The sequence below is a fragment of the Streptomyces vilmorinianum genome (assembly GCF_005517195.1).
Classification (GTDB): Bacteria; Actinomycetota; Actinomycetes; order Streptomycetales; family Streptomycetaceae; genus Streptomyces; species Streptomyces vilmorinianum.
On record NZ_CP040244.1, the window covers coordinates 6375869 to 6399974 of the forward strand.

The 24106-nt window shown below is 69.1% G+C and carries 19 protein-coding genes; 3 read left to right on the forward strand and 16 right to left on the reverse strand.

Annotated elements, in window-relative coordinates; translation table 11 throughout:
- Nucleotides 1–134: 134 nt before the first annotated feature.
- From FDM97_RS29465 to FDM97_RS29475, 3 genes are all read right to left on the reverse strand, one after another.
- Complete coding sequence (locus FDM97_RS29465; RefSeq protein ID WP_137993527.1) at nt 135–479, reverse strand: DUF6113 family protein; 345 nt, start codon at nt 477–479, stop codon at nt 135–137.
- A complete protein-coding gene (mshB, locus tag FDM97_RS29470) occupies nt 476–1366 on the reverse strand; it encodes an N-acetyl-1-D-myo-inositol-2-amino-2-deoxy-alpha-D-glucopyranoside deacetylase (RefSeq protein WP_137993528.1) in 891 nt (296 codons plus the stop codon). Before mshB ends, FDM97_RS29465 begins: the two co-directional genes overlap by 4 nt.
- A gap of 61 nt (nt 1367–1427) precedes the next feature.
- Nucleotides 1428–1622: a hypothetical protein gene (locus FDM97_RS29475; protein WP_137993529.1), complete on the reverse strand. Its 195-nt coding sequence runs from the start codon at nt 1620–1622 to the stop codon at nt 1428–1430.
- Nucleotides 1623–1795: 173 nt separating this feature from the next.
- Here FDM97_RS29475 and FDM97_RS29480 point away from each other — a divergent pair, with 173 nt between their 5' ends.
- The gene (locus FDM97_RS29480) at nt 1796–3946 is read left to right on the forward strand and encodes a prolyl oligopeptidase family serine peptidase (RefSeq protein WP_137993530.1); all 2151 of its coding nucleotides are present in this window, start codon (nt 1796–1798) and stop codon (nt 3944–3946) included.
- 87 nt (nt 3947–4033) lie between these two features.
- On the opposite strand, the gene FDM97_RS29485 is transcribed toward FDM97_RS29480, so the two are convergent.
- The 11 genes from FDM97_RS29485 to FDM97_RS29535 form a co-directional block, all read right to left on the reverse strand.
- Nucleotides 4034–4975, reverse strand: a complete 942-nt coding sequence (locus FDM97_RS29485) for a hypothetical protein (RefSeq protein WP_254705796.1) — start codon at nt 4973–4975, stop codon at nt 4034–4036.
- A 454-nt stretch (nt 4976–5429) separates the two neighbouring features.
- Nucleotides 5430–6479 carry an ABC transporter ATP-binding protein gene (locus tag FDM97_RS29490; RefSeq protein ID WP_137993531.1) on the reverse strand — a complete coding sequence of 350 codons (1050 nt, stop codon included), beginning with the start codon at nt 6477–6479 and terminating at the stop codon, nt 5430–5432.
- Nucleotides 6472–7446: an ABC transporter ATP-binding protein gene (locus FDM97_RS29495; RefSeq protein ID WP_137993532.1), complete on the reverse strand. Its 975-nt coding sequence runs from the start codon at nt 7444–7446 to the stop codon at nt 6472–6474. Before FDM97_RS29495 ends, FDM97_RS29490 begins: the two co-directional genes overlap by 8 nt.
- Nucleotides 7447–7452: 6 nt before the next feature.
- Nucleotides 7453–8439 carry an ABC transporter permease gene (locus FDM97_RS29500; protein WP_137993533.1) on the reverse strand — a complete coding sequence of 329 codons (987 nt, stop codon included), beginning with the start codon at nt 8437–8439 and terminating at the stop codon, nt 7453–7455.
- Complete coding sequence (locus FDM97_RS29505) at nt 8432–9355, reverse strand: ABC transporter permease (protein WP_137993534.1); 924 nt, start codon at nt 9353–9355, stop codon at nt 8432–8434. Before FDM97_RS29505 ends, FDM97_RS29500 begins: the two co-directional genes overlap by 8 nt.
- A gap of 82 nt (nt 9356–9437) precedes the next feature.
- Nucleotides 9438–11063 carry a peptide ABC transporter substrate-binding protein gene (locus tag FDM97_RS29510; RefSeq protein ID WP_137993535.1) on the reverse strand — a complete coding sequence of 542 codons (1626 nt, stop codon included), beginning with the start codon at nt 11061–11063 and terminating at the stop codon, nt 9438–9440.
- Nucleotides 11064–11249: 186 nt separating this feature from the next.
- Complete coding sequence (locus FDM97_RS29515; protein ID WP_137993536.1) at nt 11250–12398, reverse strand: ABC transporter ATP-binding protein; 1149 nt, start codon at nt 12396–12398, stop codon at nt 11250–11252.
- On the reverse strand, nt 12391–13449 hold the full coding sequence (locus FDM97_RS29520; RefSeq protein WP_137993537.1) for an ABC transporter ATP-binding protein: 1059 nt from the start codon (nt 13447–13449) through the stop codon (nt 12391–12393). The genes FDM97_RS29515 and FDM97_RS29520 overlap by 8 nt, the downstream gene beginning before the upstream one ends.
- Before the next feature lie 14 nt (nt 13450–13463).
- On the reverse strand, nt 13464–14420 hold the full coding sequence (locus tag FDM97_RS29525) for an ABC transporter permease (protein WP_137993538.1): 957 nt from the start codon (nt 14418–14420) through the stop codon (nt 13464–13466).
- Nucleotides 14413–15345: an ABC transporter permease gene (locus FDM97_RS29530; RefSeq protein WP_175439438.1), complete on the reverse strand. Its 933-nt coding sequence runs from the start codon at nt 15343–15345 to the stop codon at nt 14413–14415. Before FDM97_RS29530 ends, FDM97_RS29525 begins: the two co-directional genes overlap by 8 nt.
- A 173-nt stretch (nt 15346–15518) precedes the next feature.
- The gene (locus FDM97_RS29535) at nt 15519–17156 is read right to left on the reverse strand and encodes a peptide ABC transporter substrate-binding protein (protein ID WP_137993540.1); all 1638 of its coding nucleotides are present in this window, start codon (nt 17154–17156) and stop codon (nt 15519–15521) included.
- Between the two features lie 232 nt (nt 17157–17388).
- Here FDM97_RS29535 and FDM97_RS29540 point away from each other — a divergent pair.
- Nucleotides 17389–18233 (forward strand): IS5 family transposase gene (locus FDM97_RS29540; protein ID WP_137993541.1). Its coding sequence is split into 2 segments (ribosomal slippage): nt 17389–17449 and nt 17449–18233, totalling 846 coding nucleotides; the frame shifts between segments, so codons are not numbered across the junction.
- A 628-nt stretch (nt 18234–18861) separates the two neighbouring features.
- On the opposite strand, the gene typA is transcribed toward FDM97_RS29540, so the two are convergent.
- Together typA and FDM97_RS29555 are read right to left on the reverse strand one after the other, a co-directional pair.
- Entirely contained in the window at nt 18862–20763 is a 1902-nt protein-coding gene (gene typA, locus FDM97_RS29550; protein ID WP_137993542.1) for a translational GTPase TypA, read from the reverse strand.
- Between the two features lie 336 nt (nt 20764–21099).
- Nucleotides 21100–23616 carry an ABC transporter family substrate-binding protein gene (locus FDM97_RS29555; RefSeq protein ID WP_137993543.1) on the reverse strand — a complete coding sequence of 839 codons (2517 nt, stop codon included), beginning with the start codon at nt 23614–23616 and terminating at the stop codon, nt 21100–21102.
- Nucleotides 23617–23876: 260 nt separating this feature from the next.
- Between FDM97_RS29555 and FDM97_RS29560 the strand changes: the two genes are divergently transcribed.
- A complete protein-coding gene (locus tag FDM97_RS29560; protein WP_137993544.1) occupies nt 23877–24104 on the forward strand; it encodes a hypothetical protein in 228 nt (75 codons plus the stop codon).
- Nucleotides 24105–24106 lie beyond the last annotated feature (2 nt).

Genomic DNA, 24106 nt, shown 5'->3' on the forward strand with positions numbered 1-24106 from the left:
ACCCGGGCGGCTCGGCGGCGCGCACCACCATACTGGCCGTCGCCGCCAGGCACCCGACGGCCGGGGATCGAGCAAGGGGCATTCCGGCCGAAGTCCGGGCACCCTTCGCCGAAGCTCCACTCAAGTCGGCCTGTTCACGGGGCCGGTCGAGGAAGCCGCGACATCGTGGCACACATCACAGCGATGCCCATGCCACCGAGAATGTAGATCATCTCGACGATCCCGCCACCGAAGACCCCGTCCCCTTCCGGCCGTCCGAGGCTGAGCAGCACGATCGTGACGAGCCAGCCCACACCCGGGGCGGCGATCCCGAGCTGTGTGTCGGTGGCCCGCAGTCCGCCGTAGAAGACGCCGGCGGTGGCGAGCAGCGCGAGGATCAACCCGCCCGGGACCCAGGCGGCTTGGGCGAGCGAGCCGGCCGCTCCGACCAGCGCTCCGAGGACGAGGAAGACCGCGTACCAGACAATCCGGATACTCATGCGGTCACGCCCGCGAACAGGTCGGTCTCGCGCGCGCCCGCCGGTGCGCCCGGCGTACCACTGACCAACTGGTAGTACTCCGTGGTGAAGATCGGCTGTCCCAGATCGTTCGAGAGCGCGAAGAAGGGGCCCTCGACGGCGATTTGTGTGGCATGCGCCCGCATCGCGGCGGTCTTGCGGGCCGCGTACGCCGTGCCGCCGTCGATCTCGGCAGTGATGAGGGACTCCTCGACCACGCCCGGTACGTCGCCGACGTCGGCGATGCCGGGGAAGCCGGCGCCCTCGGCGCGCAGCCGGGCGAAGGCGGCCTCGGCGACCGGGCGCGGGACCCGGTTCCAGTAGATCTTCGCGATCGCGTGCGCCGGGCCGAGCTCGGGACGGTACGAGGCGTCCGCCGCCAGCTCCGCGGCGCGCATGGCGACGCGGTGGGCCTGGATGTGGTCGGGGTGGCCGTAGCCGCCGTCGGGGTCGTAGGTCACCAGGACCTGCGGGCGGGTCTCGCGGATCACCTCGACGAGGTACGGGGCGGCGGTGTCGACGTCCGTGTTCCAGAAGGCGTTCTCGCGCCGGTTCTGCTCGACTCCCATCATTCCGGAGTCGCGGAAGCGGCCGGGGCCGCCGAGGAAGCGGTGGTCGGTGACGCCGAGTTCCTTCATCGCGTCGGCGAGCTCGCCGACGCGATGGTCGCCCAGCCGGTCCTCCCGGTCGGGTGCGAGGTGGGCGAGCTCGGGCGGGATGACCTCGCCCTCCTCGCCGAGCGTGCAGGTCACCAGGGTGACCTGGGCGCCCTCGGCCGCGTACCTGGCCATCGTGGCGCCGTTGTTGATCGACTCGTCGTCCGGGTGCGCGTGCACCAGGAGCAGACGACGGGCTGGGAGAACCGTCATGGCCCCACCCTACGAGGCGGGGCCGGGATCGGGACGCCGGCCCGACAGTCGGCCCGGCAGGTCAGAACTTGAGGCCGCCGATCATGCCCGCCACATTCGTGGTGAGGGTGCTGATGGACGGGGCGATGGACGAGCTCGCCAGGTAGAAGCCCAGGAGCGCGCAGACCGCCGCATGTCCAGCCTTGAGCCCGGATTTCCGGATCAGCAGGAAGACGACGATCGCCAGCAGCACCACCGCCGAAATCGAGAGTGCCACGGCGGTTCACCTCCACACTTCTTCGGTTGGATATTCGGACGGTCAGGTCGGCGAGCATGTGCCAGATGTCAGGTGTCCCCTACCCACCTAGCGCTACGGATCATAACTATGTGTGGCTCCGCATTGATGGTGTACGGGGGCACAGGGGGGCGCACAGCGCTAGGTTCGGTCGCATGACCTCCAGGCAACAGCGGTCGTTCCCGCTCTCGTTCCCTCGTCAGTACGCCCGGACGCAGCGCTTCACCCTGGGCGTCCCCCGTGCGTTCACGGTCTCCCCCGACGGTGAGCGGGTGGTGTTCCTGCGCTCGGCTTCGGGCACGGACCGCTCGCACGCGCTCTGGGTCCTCGATCTCGAAGGCCGCGAGGGCGAGCCCGAGGAGCGGCTCGCGGCCGACCCGGAGACGCTGCTCGCGGGCGCGGCCGAGGAGTTGTCGGCCGAGGAGCGGGCCCGGCGGGAACGGAGCCGGGAGGGCTCGGGCGGGATCGTGGCCTACGCGGTGGACAGCGCCGTGGAGTTGGCGGCGTTCGCGCTCTCGGGGCGGCTGTTCGCGGCGGAGCTGCGGGCCGGGACCGCGCGGGAGCTCGAGGTGCCCGGGCCGGTGATCGACCCGCGGCCGTCGCCGGACGGGCGGCACGTGGCCTACGTGGCGAAGGGCGCGCTGCGGGTGACGGGCGCGGACGGGGAGGGGGACCGGGCGCTCGCGGAGCCGGAGGACGCGCACACCACGTACGGTCTCGCGGAGTTCGTCGCGGCCGAGGAGATGGGGCGCTCCCGGGGCTACTGGTGGTCACCGGACTCGGAACGGCTGCTGGTGGCGCGGGCGCACGACCGTGCGGTGCGGCGGTGGTGGATCTCGGACCCGGCGCATCCGGACCGCGAGCCGCAGGTGGTGGCGTATCCGGCGGCGGGGACGCCGAACGCGGACGTGTGGCTCTACGTGGTGGATCTGGCTGGTGAGCGGACGGAGGTCACGTGGGACCGGGAGCGGTATCCGTATCTGGCCCGGGTGCACTGGTCGGCGGACGGGGCTCCGCTGATTCTCGTACAGGCGCGTGACCAGCGGACTCAGCTGCATCTGGCGGTGGACACGACGACCGGGGCGACCCGGACGGTGCATGTGGACGAGGACCCGGTGTGGCTGGAGCTGCTGCCGGGGGTGCCGGCCTGGGCTCCGGACGGGCGGCTGGTCCGTATCGCCGACGAGGGGGGCGCCCGGGTCCTTGCGGTCGGGGACCGGGCGCTGACGGGTGGGGCGCTCCACCTCAGAAGCGTCCTCGACATCGGGGAGAACGACGTCCTGGTGGCGGCGTCGGCCGGCGAGGAGGCGGCGGAGCCGGAGACCGGGGAGATCCATGTCTACCGGGTCAACGAGCTGGGCGTGGAGCGGGTCTCGGAGGGGGTCGGGGTGCATTCGGCGGTGCGCGGCGGGGCGGTGACCGTGCTGTCCTCCGCCCGGCCCGACACGCCGGGGAGCGTCGCGCGGGTGCTGCGCGACGGCGAGCAGGTGGCGGTGATCGCCTCGCACGCGGAGACTCCGGTGCTCTCCGCCAGGGTGCGCCTCCTGGAGGGGGGCGCACGGCGGATTCCGTGCGCCGTCCTGCTCCCCTCGGGGTACGGGGAAGGTGACGGACTTCTCCCGGTCCTGATGGATCCGTACGGCGGTCCGCACGGCCAGCGGGTGGTCGCCGCGCACAACCCGCATCTGACGTCACAGTGGTTCGCCGACCAGGGCTTCGCGGTGATCGTGGCCGACGGGCGCGGCGCGCCCGGCCGGTCCCCCGCCTGGGAGAAGGCGATCCGGGACGATCTGACGCCGACCCTCGACGACCAGATCGAGGCGCTGCACGCGCTGGCGAAGGACTTCCCGCTCGATCTGGGGCGGGTGGCGATCCGGGGCTGGTCGTACGGCGGTTATCTCGCCGCGCTCGGGGTGCTGCGGCGGCCGGATGTGTTCCACGCCGCGATCGCGGGGGCGCCGGTGACCGACTTCCGGCTGTACGACACGCACTACACGGAGCGGTATCTGGGGATGCCGCAGGACGGTCCGGAGGTGTACGCGGCGAACTCGCTCGTCACCGACGACGGTCTCTCGGCGCCGGAGGACCCGGCGCGGCCGCTGATGATCATCCATGGTCTGGCGGACGACAACGTGGTGATGGCCCATACGCTGCGGCTGTCCTCGGCGCTGCTCGCGGCGGGGCGGCCCCATGAGGTGCTGCCGCTGACGGGCGTGACGCACATGACGCCGCAGGAGCAGGTGGCGGAGAACCTGCTCCTGCTCCAGGTGGAGTTCCTGAGGCGCTCGCTGGGACTGGCCCCGTAGGTCACGTAGGCCCGTAGGTCACGTAGGTCCGTAGGTCACGTAGGCCCGTAGGTCACGTAGGTCCGTTGGTCGCATGCGTCACGGCGCTCACCAGCCGGGCGGGCGCGGGGAGGGCGGGGCGGGAGCCAGGGCCGGGGTGCCGGGCGGGGCGGGCGCGACCCGGCGCTCGCCCGGCGCCGCCAGGACGGCGAGCACGGCGGCTCCGGCGAGCATCTCGAACAGCGAGGTGAGGAAGGTGAGTTGCTGGACGCCGGAGAGGTCGGGGAAGCGCGCGAAGAGCTCGTACCGTACGGCCACGGCGACGCCCATGAGTCCCCCGCCCCACAGCAGCGCCCCGGCGACGAGGCCGAGCGGGCGGGAGTACGGGGGCCGGGCGAACGCGCTGCCGGCGGCGGTCAGCAGGAGCAGGACGAGGACGGCGCTGAGCCAGCCGGGCGGGGGTGCGAGCAGCGGCGCGAGCAGGGAGCGGCCGCCGGTGTACCGGTCGACGGTGACCTCGGCGGGGAACTCGAGCGCCCAGTGGACCTCCCAGGCCGTCCAGGCGAGGCCGGCGGCCAGCAGGAGGACGCCGGCGGCGACGGCGGGTCCGGGGCGCGGGCGGGCCGGGAGGGGCTCGTACGTGGAATCGGCGGGCCGGCGGCCGACGGCGGCGGTCACGAGGAGGGCCGCGGCGAGGGCGAGGTCGACGAGCGTGGTGACGAGGGCGGCCGTGCCGGCGGACGTGGCCCAGAGTCCGGGGATCCGCAGCGCGAGCGTGACGGCCCCGGAGGCGGCGAGGGCGGAGGCGGCGAGCGGGGAGCGGAGGGCGGCGACGGCGGTGGCGAGGTGGACGAGGAGGAGGAGCGGGTCGAGCCCGGAGGTGGCGGTCCGGCTCTGCAGGAGGAAGCGGTGATCGCCGGCCCATAACCAGGCGAGTTCGGCGGGCGATCCGGTGGCGGCGAGATCCCGGACGATCCAGACGGCGGCGGTCAGGGCGAGCGCGACGGAGAGGGCGGCGCCGGTGAGACGTGCTGCGCGAGTCACTGTCACGAAGCCGATACTCACGGTTGCGTCCGCCCGAAACAAGCGGTTCCGCATATGCGGGCGGGGTGTGTGCCCGTCACGTACGAACGCCGGTCCGGCGAGTGAACCGAATGGGGTCCCCCACCGAAGGTAGGGGGAGCGCCGGGGGAACAGCCCCGAGCGCGCGCAGCCCCCGGAGGGACGGGGCGCCCTGGCGAGTGAGCCGAAGGGGCGCGCGTGCGTCGAAAGGGAGAACGCGCGGAGGTCCCGAGGAACGAGGGATCGAGCACGATCGACCGTCGACGCACGCACAAGGCGCCCCGGAGGTGAACCGAGCCGAAAGAAAGCGGGGCGGGCGGCCGGCCGGGACGACATGGCGCGTCCCGGCCGGCCTACGGCACCCGCACGGCCGTACGCTGTCGAGCTTGGCGTGTTCGTATATCGGAGTGGGGTCGGCCAAGTTGCCTGCGCGTTAAGCCGCTTACTCCGGCTCCTCCGGCTCCTCCTCCGTCGGGACCACCTGCTTCTCCTCCGCGAAGTGGCAGGCGGAGTCGTGCTTCGCCGGGGAGTCCGTCAGCCGGAAGACCGCCGGAACGGCCAGCAGGGGGACCTCCAGCGCGCACCGTTCCTGCGCCTTCCAGCAGCGGGTGCGGAAGCGGCAGCCGGAGGGGATGTTGGCCGGGGAGGGCACGTCGCCGCTGAGGATGATGCGCTCGCGGTGCTCCCGGGCGTCCGGGTCGGGCACCGGGACCGCCGAGAGCAGCGCCTGGGTGTAGGGGTGCGTCGGGTGGTCGTAGATCTCCGCGTCCGTGCCGATCTCGATGATCCGGCCGAGGTACATGACGCCGACCCGGTCGGAGATGTGCCGGACGATCGACAGGTCGTGCGCGATGAAGACGAAGCTGAGCGAGAACTCGTCCTGGAGCTTCGCCAGGAGGTTCACCACCTGGGCCTGGACGGAGACGTCGAGCGCCGAGACCGGCTCGTCGGCGACGATGATCTCCGGCTGGAGGGCCAGGCCGCGGGCGATGCCGATGCGCTGGCGCTGGCCGCCGGAGAACTGGTGCGGATAGCGGTTGATGTACTCCGGGTTGAGGCCGACGACGTCCAGCAGGTCCTGGACCTTGCGCCGCCGGTCGCCCTTCGGGGCCACCTCGGGGTGGATCTCGTACGGCTCTCCGATGATGTCGCCGACCGTCATGCGCGGGTTGAGCGAGGTGTACGGGTCCTGGAACACCATCTGGATGTTCCGGCGGACCGCCCGCAGGGCCCGCGGCGCCAGCTTGGTGATGTCGTCGCCCTTGTAGCGGATCGACCCCGAGGTCGGGCTCTCCAGGTTGACCAGCATCTTGGCCACGGTGGACTTGCCGCAGCCGGACTCTCCGACGATGCCCAGGGTCTCTCCCGCCGCCAGGTCGAAGTCGACGCCGTCGACGGCCTTGACCGCGCCGACCTGTTTCTTGAAGATGACGCCCTGGGTCAGCGGGTAATGCTTGTGCAGGTCCCGGACCTCGAGAATCGGTTCAGCCACGGATGGCCTCCTGCCAGTAGTGACACGCGCTGCGGCGTTCCTCCGACACCTCGTACAGCGGCGGCTCCTCGACGCGGCACCGGTCCCGGGCCAGCGGGCAGCGCGGGTTGAAGGAGCAGCCCGGCGGGATGGCCAGCAGGTTCGGGGGGAGGCCCTTGATCGCGTACAGCTCCTGGCCCTTCTGGTCCAGCCGCGGGATCGAGTCGAGCAGGCCCCGGGTGTAGGGATGAGCGGGTGCCTTGTAGATCTCGTGGACGGGGGCGGTCTCGACGATCCGGCCGGCGTACATCACCGCGATCTTGTCGGCGACGTCGGCGACGACGCCGAGGTCGTGGGTGATGAGGATGAGGCCCATGTTGAGCTCGCGCTGGAGCTCGGCCAGGAGCTCCATCACCTGGGCCTGGACGGTGACGTCGAGGGCCGTGGTGGGCTCGTCGGCGATGATCAGGTCCGGTTCGAGGGAGAGCGCCATCGCGATCATGATGCGCTGGCGCATGCCGCCGGAGAACTGGTGGGGGTACTGCCCGACCCTCTCCTTGGCCGCCGGGATGCGCACCCGGTCCATGAGCTCGACAGCCTTGGCCCGGGAGTCCTTGCGCGACATCCCCCGGTGGACCTGGAACATCTCGCCGAGCTGGTCGCCGACGCTGATGACGGGGTTGAGGGAGGACAGCGCGTCCTGGAAGATCATCGCCATCTTCGCGCCGCGGACCTTGCGCCGCTCGTCCTCCTTGAGCTTCAGCAGGTCCTGGCCCTGGAAGCGGATCTCACCGCCGGTGATCTTCCCCGGCGGGATGTCGAGGATGCCCATGACGGCCTGGGCGGTGACGGACTTGCCGGAGCCGGACTCGCCGAGCACGGCCAGCGTCTCGCCCTCGTCGACCGAGTAGCTGACCCCGTTGACCGCCTTGGCCACGCCGTCCCGGGTGTGGAACTCCACGTGCAGGTCGTGCACTTCGAGCAGCATGGGCGCCTACCTCAGCTTCGGGTCGAGGGCGTCGCGCACCGCGTCGCCGAGCATGATGAACGCGAGCACGGTGATGGCGAGCGCGCCCGCCGGCCAGAGCAGCATGTGCGGGGCGTTGCGGATGTACGGCGAGGCCGAGGAGATGTCGATGCCCCAGGAGACGGTCGGCGGCTTCAGCCCGACACCGAGGAAGGACAGGGTCGCCTCCAGGGAGATGAACGTGCCGAGGGCGATGGTCGCGACGACGATGACCGGCGCCAGCGCGTTGGGAGTGATGTGGCGCAGCAGGAGGCGGGAGTTGGAGGCGCCGAGTGCCCGGGCCGCCTGGACGTAGTCGTTCTGCTTGGCGGTGATGACCGAGCCGCGGGCGATGCGGGAGAGCTGGGGCCAGCCGAGCAGCACCATGAAGCCGATGACGGGCCAGACGGTGGTGCTGGTGACGACCGACAGCAGGACCAGACCGCCGAGGACGACCGGGATGGCGAAGAAGACGTCGGTGAGCCGGGAGAGGAGCCCGTCCCAGCCACCGCCGTAGAAGCCGGCCAGGCCGCCGAGGACGCCGCCGAGGATGGTGACTCCGAGGGTGGCGAACACTCCGACCTGCACGGAGGCCCTGGCACCGTACACCGTACGCGTGTACACATCGCAGCCCTGGCCGTTGAAGCCGAAGGGGTGGCCGGGCTGGGAGCCTTCCTGCGCCTTGGCGAGATCGCACTGGAGGGGGTCGCCGCCGGCGATCAGCTGGGGCCAGATCGCGATGATCACCAGGAAGAGGATGATCAGGCCCGAGATGATGAAGACCGGGTTGCGCCGCAGGTCGTGCCAGGCGTCGGACCAAAGGGAGCGGGGTTTGCTTGCGGGGCCTGTGCCCAGGGGGCCGCCGGGGGTCTTCTCCAGGGACTCGCCTTCCTCCATCGCGAGATCGTTCGGGGCTCCGGCACCGGTGTGGTCGATCGCACGGCCGTCGTCGAACGGCACAAGCGGCTCAGGCATAGCGGATCCTCGGGTCAAGGACGGCGTACAGGAGGTCGACGAGCAGGTTGGCCACCAGGAAGACGATGACGAGGACGGTCACGAAGCCGACGACGGTCTGGGTGTTCTGGCGGACGATGCCCTGGTAGAGCTGGTAGCCGACGCCATGGATGTTGAAGATCCGCTCGGTGACGATGGCTCCGCCCATCAGCGCGCCGATGTCGGCGCCGATGAAGGTGACCACCGGGATGAGCGAGTTGCGCAGCAGATGGCGGGTGATGACCCGTTGGCGCGGCAGGCCCTTGGCGACGGCGGTTCGGACGTAGTCGGCGCGCTTGTTCTCGGCGATCGAGGTCCGGGTGAGCCGGGTGACGTACGCGAGGGACACGGAGGCGAGGACCAGGCCGGGGACGATCAGCTCGTTGAAGGGGGCGTCGGACGAGACGGCGGGCTTGATCCAGCCCCACTCCACGCCGAGCAGCAGCTGGAGCAGCAGACCGGTGACGAAGGTCGGGACGGAGAGGACGACGAGCGTCAGCAGCAGCACGGTGGTGTCGACGGGACGGCCGCGCTTCAGGCCCGTCAGGACGCCGAGGCTGATGCCGATGACGATCTCGAAGAGGATCGCGACGATGGTGAGCCGGATGGTGACGGGGAAGGCGCTGGCCATCAACTCGGTCACCGGCTGGCCGTTGAAGGCCGTACCGAAGTCGCCGGTGAAGAGGTTGCCCATGTAGATCAGGTATTGCTGCCAGACGGGCTTGTCGAGGCCGAACTCCTTCTCCAGCTGGGCGGCGGTCGCCGGGTCGCAGGCACGGTCGCCGCAGAGGCCGGCGATGGGGTCGCCCATCACGTTCACCATCAGGAAGATCAGCAGCGTGGCGCCGATGAAGACCGGGATCATCTGCAGCAGACGCCGGATCACATAACGTCCCATGAGGGGCTCCGGGGGTGTGGGGAAGGCGTACGGCCCGGCGCGCTGGGGAGCGCCGGGCCGGGCCGTACGCAGCCGACCTGCGTCAGGAGACCTTGATCTCGTTGTAGACGGGGACGCTGAAGGGGTTCAGGGTCACGTCGGAGATCCGCTCCGAGTAGCCGGCGCTGCCGTTCTGGTACCAGAGCGGGATGGCGCCCATGTCGTCCCGCAGGACTTCCTCGGCCTGCTGGAAGGTCTCGACGGCCTTCGCCGTGTCGGACTCGGCGTTGGCCTGGTTGACGAGCCTGTCGAAGTCCTGATTGCTCCACTTGCCGTCGTTGGACGAGGCGTTGGTGTAGTAGAGCGGCTGGAGGAAGTTCTGGATGAGCGGGTAGTCCATCTGCCAGCCGGCGCGGAACGGGCCCTTCATCTTCTGCGTGCTGACCTGGCTGCGGAAGTCGGCGAAGGTGCCGATCGGGTTGCCGACGCAGGCCCTGTTGTTGCCGAGCGCGTTGTTGATGGAGTTGCACACGGCGTCCACCCACTCCTTGTGGGAGCCGGTGTCGGCGTTGTACGAGATCGTCATCGTGCCGCCGGGGATGCCGCCGCCCTCTGCGACCAGCTTCTTGGCCTCGTCCGCGTTGTACTCGCAGAAGTCGCCGCAGAGCTCGCTGAAGCCGCCCTCCTCGCCGAGGACCGGGGAGGTCCAGTCGACGGCGGGGGTGCGGGTCTTCTGGAAGATCGTCTCGGTGATCTGCTGGCGGTTGATCGCCATGGACAGGCCCTGGCGGAGTTTCTCCTGGCCGGGCTTGTTCCAGGCGGGGTCGTAGAACGGGAAGCCGAGGGTCTGGATGATGCCGGCGGGGGTGTTGATGTACCGGTCGCCGAGGTCCGCCTGGACGTTCTTGAGCTGGGAGGCGGGCACGTCGTCGACGAGGTCGAGGTTGCCGGCCGTCAGATCGGTGTAGGCGGTGTTGTTGTCGGTGTAGACCTTGAGGGTCACGCCGCCGTTCTGTGCCTTGTCGTTGCCGGGGTAGCCGTCCCAGCGCTTCAGCTCCATCTGGGAGCCCTTGGCGTACGAGTCGACGGTGTACGGGCCGTTGCCGACGGGCTTGGAGAGCCAGGCGTCGTGGTCGCTGAAGAACGTCGAGGGCAGCGGGGCGAAGGCGGCGTAGCCGAGGGTCTCGGGCCAGGTCGAGAACTTCTGGGTGAGCTTGACCGTGAAGGTCGTGTCGTTGACGACCTTGAGGCCGGACATGGTCTCGGCGGTGGCCTCGCCGCTCTCGGGGTGGACCTGGTCGTAGCCCTCGATCTGGCCGAAGAAGGAGGCGTTCTTCTGGTTGTTCTTCAGATGGGCGCCGTAGTTCCAGGCGTCCACGAAGGACTTGGCGGTCACTTTCTCGCCGTTGGAGAAGGTCCAGCCGTCCTTCACGACGATCGTGAAGTTGGTCGAGTCGGTCGTCTCGATGTTCTCGGCGAGCATGTTCAGGGCCTCGCCGGTCTTCGGGTCGTACTGTTTGAGACCGCGGAAGATCATGGAGAGGACCTTGCCGCCCTGGACCTCGTTGGTGTTCGCCGGCTCCAGGGGGTTCTGCGGGTCGCCCCACGAGGAACTCACGATGCCGTCGGCGCCACCACCTCCGCCGTCGTCTCCCCCGCCGCAGGCCGTGGCCGTGAGGGCGACGGCGACGGCGAGTGCGGCCCACTTGGCGTGGGTGGCTCCGCGCATGAGGTGCCTCCTGAGTGTCCTGAGCGTGACTTAGGCCCCAATATCACCTCGAACGGGACACGGCGCACTCCGTCCGCACCCGTTCAGGGTTGGACGACCCGCAAAGGCCGGTCCCCGGCGCCGGGAGGGCGCCGGGGACCGGCCTTGGTGATCAGGAGATCAGCGGATCAGGAGATCGAGCGGGCGTCAGGACGCGTGCACGACGTCCTTCTCCTCGGCGAAGTGGCACGCCGACTCGTGCGCGGCCAGGGTGTCCAGACCCTGGAAGCGCTCCGGGATGGCGAGGAGCGGAACCTCGGTCGAGCACTTCTCCTGCGCCTTCCAGCATCGGGTGCGGAAGCGGCAGCCCGACGGCGGGTTGGCCGGCGAGGGGACGTCACCGGTGAGGATGATCCGCTCGCGGCCCTCACGGGCCTCCGGGTCCGGGACCGGGACCGCCGACAGCAGCGCCTGGGTGTAGGGGTGCGTCGGGTGGTCGTAGATCTGCGAGTCCGTACCGATCTCGGCCATCTTGCCGAGGTACATCACGCCGACCCGGTCGGAGATGTGCCGGACGATCGACAGGTCGTGCGCGATGAAGACGTAGGAGAGGTTGAACTCGTCCTGCAGCTTCTCCATCAGGTTGATGACCTGCGCCTGGACGGAGACGTCCAGGGCCGAGACCGGCTCGTCGCAGATGATGATCTCCGGGTTGAGCGCGAGGCCTCGGGCGATGCCGATGCGCTGGCGCTGACCGCCGGAGAACTGGTGCGGGTAGCGGTTGATGTACTCGGGGTTCAGACCGACCACATCGAGCAGCTCCTGCACCTTGCGGCGCCGGTCGCCCTTCGGGGCCACCTCGGGGTGGATGTCGAAGGGCTCGCCGATGATGTCGCCCACGGTCATACGCGGGTTGAGCGAGGTGTACGGGTCCTGGAACACCATCTGGATGTTCCGGCGGACGGCCTTCAGCGCGCGCCCGGACAGCTTGGTGATGTCCTGGCCCTTGTAGAAGACCTCGCCCGCGGTGGCACGCTCCAGGTTCATCAGTAGCTTGGCGACGGTGGACTTGCCACAGCCGGACTCGCCGACGATGCCGAGGGTCTCGCCCTGGTAGAGGTCGAAGGAGACCCCGTCCACGGCCTTGACCGCGCCGACCTGCTTCTTGAACAGGATGCCCTGGGTCAGCGGGAAGTGCTTGACCAGGTTGCGCACCTGCAGGATCGGCTCACCGCGCTCGACCGGCGCCTCGAGGGCGGCTACGGCCTCCGCCTCGCTCGCGGCGTCCACCGTGTGCACCTCGGTGACGTTCGGAGTCGCGTCCGCGGCCTCACCGTTCTTGCTGAGCTCAGCCATGGATCGTCTCCTTCCAGAAGTGGCAGGCGCTGCCGCGGCCCGGCAGCTCCGTGCCGTCCTGCTCGGTCACCGGCGCGAGCGCCGGGATCTCCGTGCGGCAGATGTCGTCGGCCTTGGGGCAGCGCGGGTTGAAGGCGCAACCGGTGGGCACACGGAGCAGGTTGGGCGGCAGGCCCTTGATCGCGTACAGCTCCTGGCCCTTCTGGTCCAGGCGCGGGATCGAGTCGAGCAGACCCCGGGTGTACGGGTGGGCGGGGCGCTTGTACAGCTCGTGCACCGGCGCCTGCTCGACGATCCGGCCGGCGTACATGACCGCGATCTTGTCCGCGACGTCGGCGACGACGCCGAGGTCGTGGGTGATCAGGATCAGGCCCATGTTGTATTCGCGCTGGAGCTCCGCGAGGAGGTCCATGACCTGGGCCTGGACCGTCACGTCGAGCGCCGTGGTGGGCTCGTCCGCGATGATCAGGTCCGGCTCCAGGGCGAGCGCCATGGCGATCATGATGCGCTGGCGCATACCGCCGGAGAACTGGTGGGGGTAGTCGTTGACCCGCGCCGCGGCGGCGGGGATCTTGACCTTGTCCATCAGCTCGATGGCCTTGGCCTTGGCCGCCTTCTTGGACAGGCCGTGGTGCACCCGGAACATCTCGCCGAGCTGGTAGCCGACGGTGAGGACCGGGTTGAGGGAGGACAGCGCGTCCTGGAAGATCATCGCGATCTTCCGGCCGCGGATCTTCCGGCGCTCCTCGTAGGACATCTTGAGCATGTCCTCGCCGCGGAAGAAGATCTCGCCCTGCGGGATCTTGCCGGGCGGCATGTCGAGGATGCCCATGATGGCCTGCGCGGTGACGGACTTGCCGGAGCCGGACTCGCCGAGCACGGCCAGCGTCTCGCCCGCGCTCACGCTGTAGTTGACGCCGTTGACCGCCTTGGCGACACCGTCGCGGGTGTGGAACTCCACGTGCAGGTCGCGGACTTCGAGCAGCGGCCCGTTGTATTCGTTGCCCTCGCGCGGAGCGGGGACGCTCGCGGTCTTGTCGATGATGCTCACGTTGTACGCCCTCCTCAGCGCAGCTTGGGGTCGAGGGCGTTGCGGACGGCTTCGCCGAGCATGATGAACGCCAGAACGGTGATGCTGAGCATGATCGACGGGTACAGCAGGATGTGCTGCGCGACGCGGATCTGGTCGACACCGGTGGAGATGTCCACACCCCAGGAGACGGTCGGGGCCGCCAGGCCCAGGCCGAGGTACGACAGGGTGGCCTCGGCGGAGATGTAGCCGCCCAGGGCGATGGTCGCGACGACGATGACCGGAGCCATGGCGTTCGGCAGGATGTGCCGGAACAGGATCCGGGTCGTGCCGGCGCCGAGCGCCTTCGCCGCGTGGACGTAGTCGGCCTGCTTGACGGTGATCACGGCACCGCGCATGACACGGGCCATCTGGGTCCAGCCGAGGAACGCCAGGGCGAAGACGACCACCCAGACGGTGCGGTCGACGAAGGACTGCAGCACGACCATGGCGCCGAGCAGGAACGGGATGCCGAAGAAGATGTCGGTGATCCGGGAGAGGATCGCGTCGATGACACCGCCGAAGTAGCCGGCGAGCATGCCCATGATGCCGCCGACGACGGTGACCATCGCGGTGACGCAGATGCCGACGATGACCGAGGCACGCGTGCCGTAGATCAGCCGGGCGTAGACGGAGCGGCCCTGCTGGTCGTAGCCGAGCCAGCCCTCGGAGCCGATCTGGCCCAGTTCGGGCTTGCCCAGGAAGTGCTTGACGAGGTCGCCGGTCGTGGGCGAGGCGCTGGTGAACAGCGTCGGGAAGGCGGCGATCGTCAGCAGGAAGAAGATCAGCACCGACGCGACGATGAAGTACGGGTTGCGGCGCAGGTCCGCCCAGGCGTCGCCCCAGAGGCTGCGGGCCTTCTCCTTCTTCGCCGGCGGGGTGGGCTCCGCCGCGGAGGGGGGTGCGACGGCGTCCTCGACAGCGGTGGCTGCGGTCTTGGTCACGTCAGGCATAACGGATCCTCGGGTCCAGGACCGCGTACAGCAGGTCGATGAGCAGGCTGGTGACGAGGTAGATGATCACCAGGATGGTGACGAGGCCGACCAGGGTCGTACCTTCACGCCGGGTGATCGACTCGGCGATCAGACCGCCGACACCCTTGACGTTGAAGATGCGCTCGGTGACGATCGCGCCGCCCATCAGGGCGCCGATGTCGGTGCCGAGGAAGGTGACGACGGGGATCATCGAGTTGCGCATCAGGTGGACACCGATGACGCGCCGCTTCGGGAGGCCCTTGGCGACGGCCGTACGCATGTAGTCGGCGCGCAGGTTCTCCGCCATGGACGTGCGGGTGAGCCGCGCGACGTAGGCGAGGGAGAGACCGCCGAGCACGATGGCGGGCGCGATCAGCTCGGACCACAGCTGCTCGTTGCTGACGTTCGGCGCGATCCAGCCCAGCTCGAAGGCGAACACCATCTTGACGATGAAGCCGAGCACGAAGACCGGGATCGAGATGATCAGCAGCGTGAAGATCAGGACGGCGTTGTCGGCCAGGCGCCCCGCCCGCAGACCGGCGATGACGCCGAGGCCGAGACCGAAGATCATCTCGAAGGCGAAGGCCAGCGCGGCGAGCTGCAGGGTGATGGGGAACGCGTCACCCAGCACTTCGGTGACCGGGCGCCCGTTACGGATCTGCGTCCCGAAGTCGAAGTGCAGGATGATATTGGTCATGTAGTTCCAGTACTGCTGCCAGAGTGGCAGATCCAGTCCCAGTTCCTTCTTCTTCGCGGCGAGCGTCGCCGGATCGACACCCTTGTCGCCGAACAGCCCCGCCACGGGGTCGCCGGGCAGGCTGTAGACCATGAGGAAGATCAGCAGGGTCGTCCCGAGGAATACCGGGATCATCTGGAGCAGTCGTCGTGCGACATAACGCCCCATCATGCCTCCGTTGAGATGTGACGGCGGCAGCCGACAGGCCCTCCCCCGGCGATCGCGCCCCGATGGGACGCGGGCACCACGGAAGGGCCCCCCAGCCACTGCGTAAGGCGCCGGGGCGGGGCCGACGGTTCGTTCGTCAGCCCCGCAGCGGCTTGCGGACTACGTGTGGGTGATTACTTCTTGACCTCGACGCCGGTCAGGATCGGGTCGCCGTCCTGGCCGTACTGAACGCCGGAGACCTTCTCCGAGTAGCCCGCGTTGACCTTGTAGTACCAGAGCGGGATCGACGGCATGTAGTTGACCAGGTCCTTCTCGATGGCCTGGTACGCCTTCACCGACTCGTCGAGCGTGGCGGCGGTGTCGGCGGCCGCGATCTTGGCGTCCAGCTCCGCGTTGGAGAAGCCGCCCTGGTTGCCACCCGCGCCCGTGCGGAACAGGTCGCTGATGAAGTTGGCGTTGACCGGGTAGTCGAGCACCCAGCCGGAGCGGTAGATCGACTTGACCTGCTTGCTCTTACGAGCGGTCAGGTCGGCCTGGAAGTCCGGCTTGCTGTCGCCGGTGCACTTGACCTGGGTCGCCTGCGTGATGCTGTTGCAGACCGCGTCGACCCACTCCTTGTGACCGCCATCCGCGTTGAACTGGATGAAGATCTCGTTGTTCGGGACGCCGCCGCCGGCCTTGATGAGCTCCTTGGCCTTGGCCGGGTCGAACTTGGTGACCTCGACCGCGTTCGGCTGGTAGCCGAGAACACCCTTGGCGACCCAGCCGGTGGCGGGCTCACGGGTGCCGTTGAGCACCGTCTTGGTGATGGTGGCGCGGTCGATCGCCATGGACAGACCCTGGATGACGCGCGGGTCGACCTGCTTCGGCTTCTTCCACTGGTCGGCGTAGAAGGCGATGGCGAGCGTCTGGATGGCGGAGTACGCCTGGTCCACGGCGCGGTCGCCGAGGTCCTGACGGTAGACCGGGAGGTCCTTCGGGCCGATCGTCCGCAGGACGTCGACGTTGCCCGACTTCAGGTCCTCGTAGGCGGCCTCGACGGTGGTGTAGTTCTTGAAGACCACACCGCCGTTCTTCGCCTTGTTCGGGCCCTTGTAGCCGTCGAAGCGGACGATCTCGATCTGCTTCTTGTGGTCCCAGCTCTTGAACTTGTAGGGACCGTTGCCGACCGGCTTCTCGCCGCCCGCGGCCGGGTCCTTGTAGAAGGACTCCGGGAGCGGAGCGAAGACGATGTAGGCGAGCTTGTGGCCGAAGTACGGAACGGCCTTCGTGAGCTCGATGGTGAAGGTGTTGTCGTCGACGACCTTGAGGCCGTCGAGCTTGTCGGCGGTCGGCTTGGCGCCCTCCGCCTCCGGGTGGAGCTTCTCGAAGCCCTTGATGTCGGCGAACCAGGACGCCAGACCCTGGGCGTTCGTGATGTTGGCGTTCCAGTTCCACGCGTCCACGAAGGACTTCGAGGTCACCGGGGTGCCGTCGTGGAAGGTCCAGCCCGACTTGAGCTTGACGGTCCAGGTCTTCGAGTCGGTGGTGGTGACCGACTCGGCGTTGATCATCTCCAGCGAGCCGTCGGCCTTGTAGTCGACCAGGGTCGAGAACAGGCCGGCCATGACGGCGGAGCCGTTGGACTCCATCGTGTCACCGGTGAGCAGGGGCTTCTCCGGCTCACCGAGCTCGATGGAGAAGATCCCGTTCGGGTCCACAGCGCCCTTGGCGTCGCTGCCACCGTCGCTCTTACCCCCGCCACAGGCGGTCGCTGCCAGGGCGACGACGATCGCGCCCACTACCCACTTGGCGCTCTTGGCACCGCGCATGGGTTCCTCCTCATGAGTCCACTTTTGTCACTACAAGAGGGGGCACTTCGAGTACGCCGACACCCCTGACGGCGATTCACTCAGGTGCCCCGAGTGTGCTCGTGAGTCGGCACTCCCCACAGTGCGTGACCCATTGACCCGAGCTCAATGCAGCCAACTATTAACTGATCGTTTCAGAATGAGTTGAGCTGCGGGTCTTGCACTTGCCGATCTTGGTCGGCAGGGTGTCCGGGTGCGTGCTGATCTTGTTCCTGACGACCTGTGGGAGCGGGTGGCCCCGCTGCTGCCGCCCGCCCCGAACGGCGCCGCCGGCATCCCGGGCGGCTTCGCGTTCCGGACCGGGCGGCTCTCGCGGGCATCATGTACGTTCTGCGGACCGGCGTCGCCTGGCGCGACGTCCCGGCCGAGACCGTGGGCTGTTCAGGGGTGACGGCCTGGCGCCGGTTGCGGGACTGGACCGAGGCCGGCGTCTGGCCACGCCTGCACGCCGCCCTGCTGACCGAACTGCGCCGCGCCGACTTGCTGGACCTGGACGACTGCTCCGTGGACGGATCACATGTCCGGGCCCTCAAAGGGGGATCACGTCGGCCCTCGCCCGTCGACCGTGCCCGCCCCGGTTCCAAGCATCACCTGATCGTCGACCGGCACGGAACCCCGCTTGCCGTCACGCTCACCGGCGGCAACCGGCACGACGTCACCCAGCTCCTGCCGCTGCTCGACGCCGTCCCGTCGATCCGGGGCAGGCGGGGACGTCCACGCCGCAAGCCCCGGCGCCTGTATGCCGACCGGGGCTACGACTTCGACAAGTACCGCCGCCTGCTGTGGAAGCGCGGCATCAAACCGCTGATCGCCCGACGCGGCGTCGCTCACGGCTCCGGACTGGGCAAGGTGCGCTGGGTCGTCGAGCGCACCTTCGCCTGGCTGCACCAGTTCAAACGACTCCGCACCCGCTACGAACGACGCACTGACATCCACCAGGGCCTGCTCGACCTGGCCTGCAGCCTCATATGCCTGCGCCGACTCCCACGAACGGCCAATTGCTCGGTCAGTAGCGGAGGTGGGCTTCAGCCCCATTGATACGCACCATGCAGTCCTTGAAGAGCTGCAACGGAGTCTGCTGGCCGTCAACCGGAGCCAGTGTGAGCCCCAAATCCTGCAACGGCTTGGCCAGGGAGACGAACCTGAGCCCATCCGGGTCCGGGCCCCTGTAGGTCGCCCATGCCTCGAACAACGGCCTCACGCTCTCCCAGCCAGGTCCCGGGGTGAAGCGCGCCAGGAAGAACGGCTGATCACAGCCGTACTCACTGAGCTCACCGACCAGGACGTCTCCCTGCAAGAGCTGCCACCGCGTCATCTGGTGTCCCCGTCCCCCACCGCCCAGTCGAGTTCGCATCATCGCAGCGCCTAACTCTCTGGCCAAGCGCTTCATTCTGAAACGATCAGTAAGTACGGCCGAGCTGTAAACCACACTTAAGCGGTCTCGTTTTGGCAACATCATCAGGGGCCTTGAGACCGAAATCCGGACAAAGCGATCACAGACAGACACCCGCGAAACGGACCGTTAACACACGTTCCGGAGAGCGACGCTCGATATCCGGACACTGTGACCTTGAAACCGATTTGACGAAAGGTCCGGCTCCCCACACTGCGTGCGGGGAGCCGGACCTTGTCTCTGACGCTATGTCAGCCGTGTGTCGGCGACGCGTCAGCCGTTCTTGGCGCGCGAGGCCGAGCGGCCGCGCTCCTTCTGGTCCAGGACGACCTTACGGATGCGCACGGCCTCCGGGGTCACCTCGACGCACTCGTCGTCGCGGCAGAACTCCAGCGACTGCTCCAGGGAGAGCTTGCGCGGCGGCACGATCGCCTCGAAGGAGTCGGCCGAGGCGGAGCGCATGTTGGTGAGCTTCTTCTCCTTGGTGATGTTCACGTCCATGTCGTCGGAGCGGGAGTTCTCGCCGACGATCATGCCCTCGTACACCTCGGTGCCGGGGTCGACGAAGAGCACACCGCGCTCCTGCAGGTTGGTCATGGCGAAGCCGGTGACCGCACCCGCGCGGTCCGCGACCAGCGAGCCGTTGTTACGGGTGGTGAGCTGGCCGAACCACGGCTCGTGGCCCTCGTGGATCGAGTGGGCGATACCCGTACCGCGGGTGTTGGTCAGGAACTCCGTACGGAAGCCGATGAGGCCGCGGGACGGGACGACGAACTCCATGCGGACCCAGCCGGAGCCGTGGTTGGACATGTTGTCCATGCGGCCCTTGCGGACGCCCATGAGCTGCGTGACCGCGCCCATGTGCTCCTCGGGCACGTCGACCGTCAGGCGCTCGACGGGCTCGTGGATCTTGCCGTCGACCTCCTTGGTGACGACCTGCGGCTTGCCGATGGTGAGCTCGAAGCCCTCACGGCGCATCTGCTCGACCAGGATGGCGAGCGCGAGCTCACCACGGCCCTGGACCTCCCAGGCGTCCGGACGCTCGGTGTCGAGGACGCGGAGCGAGACGTTACCGACGAGCTCGCGGTCCAGACGGTCCTTGACCTGGCGGGCGGTGACCTTGCGGTCCTTCACGGCGGACTTGGCGTCCGCGCCCTTGCCGGTGCCACCGCGGCCGACGAGCGGCGAGGTGTTCGTACCGATGGTCATGGAGATGGCGGGCTGGTCGACCGTGATCAGCGGCAGCGCGATCGGGTTCTCCGGGTCGGCCAGGGTCTCGCCGATCATGATGTCCGGGATACCGGCGACGGCGCAGATGTCACCGGGGCCGGCGACCTCGGCCGGCTTGCGGGTCAGCGCCTCGGTCATCATCAGCTCGGTGATGCGGACGTTGGAGATCGTGCCGTCCCGCTTGATCCACGCGACCGTCTGGCCCTTGCGCAGCTCGCCCTGCTCGACGCGGAGCAGCGCGATGCGGCCGAGGAAGTTGTCGGCGTCCAGGTTGGTGACGTGCGCCTGGAGGGGGGCCTCCTCGTCGTACGACGGGGCCGGGACGTGCTCCAGGATCGTGGAGAAGAACGGCTCCAGGTTCTCGGAGTCCTGCGGGACCGTGCCGTCCGCCGGCTTGGTCAGCGAGGCGATGCCGTCGCGGCCGCAGGCGTAGACGATCGGGAACTCGATCTGGTCCTCGTCCGCGTCCAGGTCGAGGAAGAGGTCGTAGGTCTCGTTGACGACCTCGTCGATCCGGGAGTCCGGGCGGTCCGTCTTGTTGATGCAGAGGATGACGGGCTTGCGCTGCTGGAGGGCCTTGCGCAGCACGAAGCGGGTCTGCGGGAGCGGACCCTCGGAGGCGTCCACGAGGAGGACGACCGCGTCCACCATCGACAGACCGCGCTCGACCTCGCCACCGAAGTCGGCGTGGCCGGGGGTGTCGATGATGTTGATCGTGATCGGGGCCCCGCCGTCCTTGGGGTGATACTTCACCGCCGTGTTCTTGGCGAGGATCGTGATGCCCTTCTCACGCTCCAGGTCGTTCGAGTCCATCATGCGGTCGTCGAGCTGCTGGTGGGCGGCGAAGGCACCGGCCTGCTTGAGCATGGCGTCGACGATGGTCGTCTTGCCATGGTCGACGTGGGCGACGATGGCGACGTTACGGATGTCGTGGCGCGTGGGCATGGGTGCTTGCGCTTCTCTCGGATCGTGGGATGCGGCGTCAGTTCCTCTTACGCCCGCCGGGCGGACGCGCCACGGCTATGTCCTATGGTACGGGGCCGCCGCGCAAGGGGCTTCCCCGCCCGGATTCGAGAGGGTCTACTAGGAGGTTTTGGGATGCCTCTGTGATGCGATGCACTGGGAGCGAAGGAAGCGCTGGGGGCGCTGGGTGGCACTGGGGGCACTGCTGATGCGTGATCGAGCCGGCCGGGTCAAGGGGCCGGACGTGATCCTGCCCGCCGGGATCACCGGCGGGCAAGGAACTTGAGCTGCATCTGAGGTTGTGATCAGAACTTTCGGCTATTTCCCGGTGTTGCGCTCCGCGCCCTTGGTCGATTCGGGCTTCTTGAACCCGATGTCCTGGTAGCGGGGGGCCGCGAAGCCCCAGGCGCCGGCGTTCACCACCTCGGGCTTGGCCGCCACCAGCTGGGGGCGCTGATAGAGGGGAATCGATCCGGCGGCGGCCCAGATCCGGGCGTCGGCCTGGCGGACCAGCTCGCGGGCCTCCTCCTCGTCGAGCGTGGCCACCGCCTGATCGAACAGTTGGTCGATACGGTCGGTGCCGACCCGGGCGTAGTTCTGCTCGACCAGGAGGGAGCCGTCCGAGGCGGGCTCGGGCTTGGCGAAGATCGGCCGGGCGTCGGTCGCGGGGAAGGCGGACGCGGGCCATGAGTAGAGGGCCAGGTCGTAGTCGCCGGAGGCGATGTGGTCCTTGAAGAAGCTCTCGTCGGCGACCTTGGTGATCTCGGTCCGGATGCCGACCTCGTCGAGCATCCGGACGATCCTGTCGCCGACCGTGCGGAGCGACTCCGAGCCGGGGCCGGAGGGGAGGACGAAGCGCAGGCTGAGCGGCTTGCCGTCCTTGCCCAGGGCCTGGGTCTCGGCCGCCGGGACGGCGGGGGCGGGGGCGGGGGCGGCGGTGCCGCGCGGGGCGTAGGCACCGGGGACGCCCTGGTCGGGCCTGGCCGGGTTCTGGCCCTTGGCCTCGGTCGTGGTGCCGGAGGCGGTGCCGGCACCGGTGTCGGTGCCGCTGCCGGTACCGGTGTCGCGGTTCAGAGCGGCGGCCTGGCGCAGCAGCGCTGCGGTCTGCAGGGCCGCGCCGGAGGCCGGGGCGAGGATGTTGGTGCCGTTCTCGGGGCCCGCGGCGCCGATGACGGGCTCGCCGGCCTTGCCGTCCTCGCGGGCGGCGGTGCCTCCCGGCTTGTCGTCGCCGACGACGTAGAGGCCGTCGTTGGAGGCGGCGTCGGCCCCCGGGTCCTTCTCCCCGCCGGGCTTGGCGCCCTGCTTCTCCCCTGCCTTCGCGCTCGGCTTCTCGCTCGGCTTCTCGCCCGGCTTCTTCTCGGCGTCCTTCTTCTCGGCGTCCTTCTTCTCGGCGCCCTCCGCCTCGCTGCCGGCCTTCGTCCCGGCCGGCTTCTTGTTCGCGCCGCCCGGCACCCAGCCCGCGTCCGCGAGCAGCGCCCGCGCCTCCTTGGTGTCCTGGTCGCCGAGCGCGTCGCTGCCGTCCGCGTACGCCGCCTGCCCCGCCAGGGCCAGGTGACTGCCGGGCGGCTCGGCGGGCAGCCCCAGCGGCTTGAGTACGGATTCGGCCAGTTCCCGGCGGTCGAGCGCGCGGGCCACCGCCCTGCGTACCCGCTCGTCGGCGAGCGGGCCGGACTCGCCGTTCAGCGAGAGCTGCGTGTACACGGGCTCCAGCGACTTGCGCACCACGAGCTTCCCGAGCGCCCGCTGCTCGGCCGCGTACCGCTCGATGGCCTGCTGGTTCTTCTTCCGGGCGGTCTGAACGACCTCCGCCCGCTCTTCGTCGGAGCCGTACGCGAGCGCCCAGGACTTCAGGGCCGCCGACGGGGTGATCGCGGCGCCGGGGCCGTGCGCGAGCGCCTGCGAGCCGTTCCGGCCGGCGCGGGCGTCCCGTACCGCGAGCGCGATGCGGTCCGCGGCGGCCCGATCGATTTCGGCCAGATCGAGGTTGCCGGCGGCGAGCGCGGCGATGCGGTCGGCGCGGGGTACGGCCTTCAGGACGAGCTGGTCGAGCTTGGCGGCCTGGCCCCACCAGCGGGGGTTGCGGGCGAGCGTGACGGTGCCGGCCTTGCGGTCGGTCGCCTTCAGCAGGAACGGTCCTGCGGTCGACTTCAGGGTCGTGCGCGCGCCGTCGTTGAAGCTGTTCGGGGACCCCATCACCTCCTTCGGGTAGAGGGGGGTGAAGAGGGACTGCCAGTCGGCGTACGGCTTGGCGAAGGTGACCCGCACCTCCAGGTCGTTCTTGCCGCGCTCGATCTTCTCGATGCGCTCGTACCCGGAGTTGCGTGCGGTCCAGTACGCGGTGTCCCGGCCGCTGAGGGCGCGCCACTGGGCGACGAAGTCGGGGGCGCCGATCTCCCGGCCGTCGCTCCAGACGGCCTGCTGGTTGAGCTTGTAGAGGACGACCTGCTTGGGCTCCGTCTCGACCACCTGGGCGGACTCCAGGTAGTCCGGGTTCCGCTGGGGCCTGCCGCGCTCGTCGAGGGTGTAGAGGGAGGGGAGTACGGCCCCGGTGATGCGCGAGGTGCTGCCGTCGGCGTCGGCCTGGAAGGCGTTGAGCGTGGTGGGCATCGCGTCCACGGCCCAGTTCAGCGTCCCGCCGTCGGCGACCTGGTCGCGCGCCGCGGGCGCGTGGTCCGGGGCGGCGGGCCGGGCCTCGTCGGCCGGGTCGCCGGAGCTGCATCCGGCCAGGACGGAGACGGCGAGCACCGCGCTCGTGAGGGTGGCGACGGAGCGGAGCGTGCGGGAGCGGGGGCTCCTGGAGCATGTCCTCCCGCGAGGGGCGCCGACCTGGGACATGACTTGTACCCCTTCGTCCAGTTTTATGCCATTTGGGGATGATCACACCTATTGCTCATACACTGAAAAGGAAGGATCGGATCCGGCGACGGCGACACGGCGGCACGGCGGCCAAACCCCACCCGTGCGGCCCAATCACCGGGCGGCGCGGCTCTCCGGACGAGTGGAATCCCGTACACATGGCTTCACAAGCGGGATGTGACGCGCGACACTCACAGGCGCGTGTTCGCCACCCGCAATCGCGGAAGTGAGGGCAATCCATGTCCCTTCAGGATGATTTGGCGGCCGTCAAGCGCTGCCTGGAAGACCTGGTCCGTACGGTCGGACAGCTCGAACGCAGCCTCGCGGCGGAGCGGGGCGTCACCTCGCCGCCGCCCAAGGCCCCGGCCGAGAACCTCGTGACGATCCCCGACACCCCGTACGACAGCGGGCTGTGGACGGATACGGACGACGAGGGCCTGGGAGCACGCGACCGGCACGCCCCCTAGGA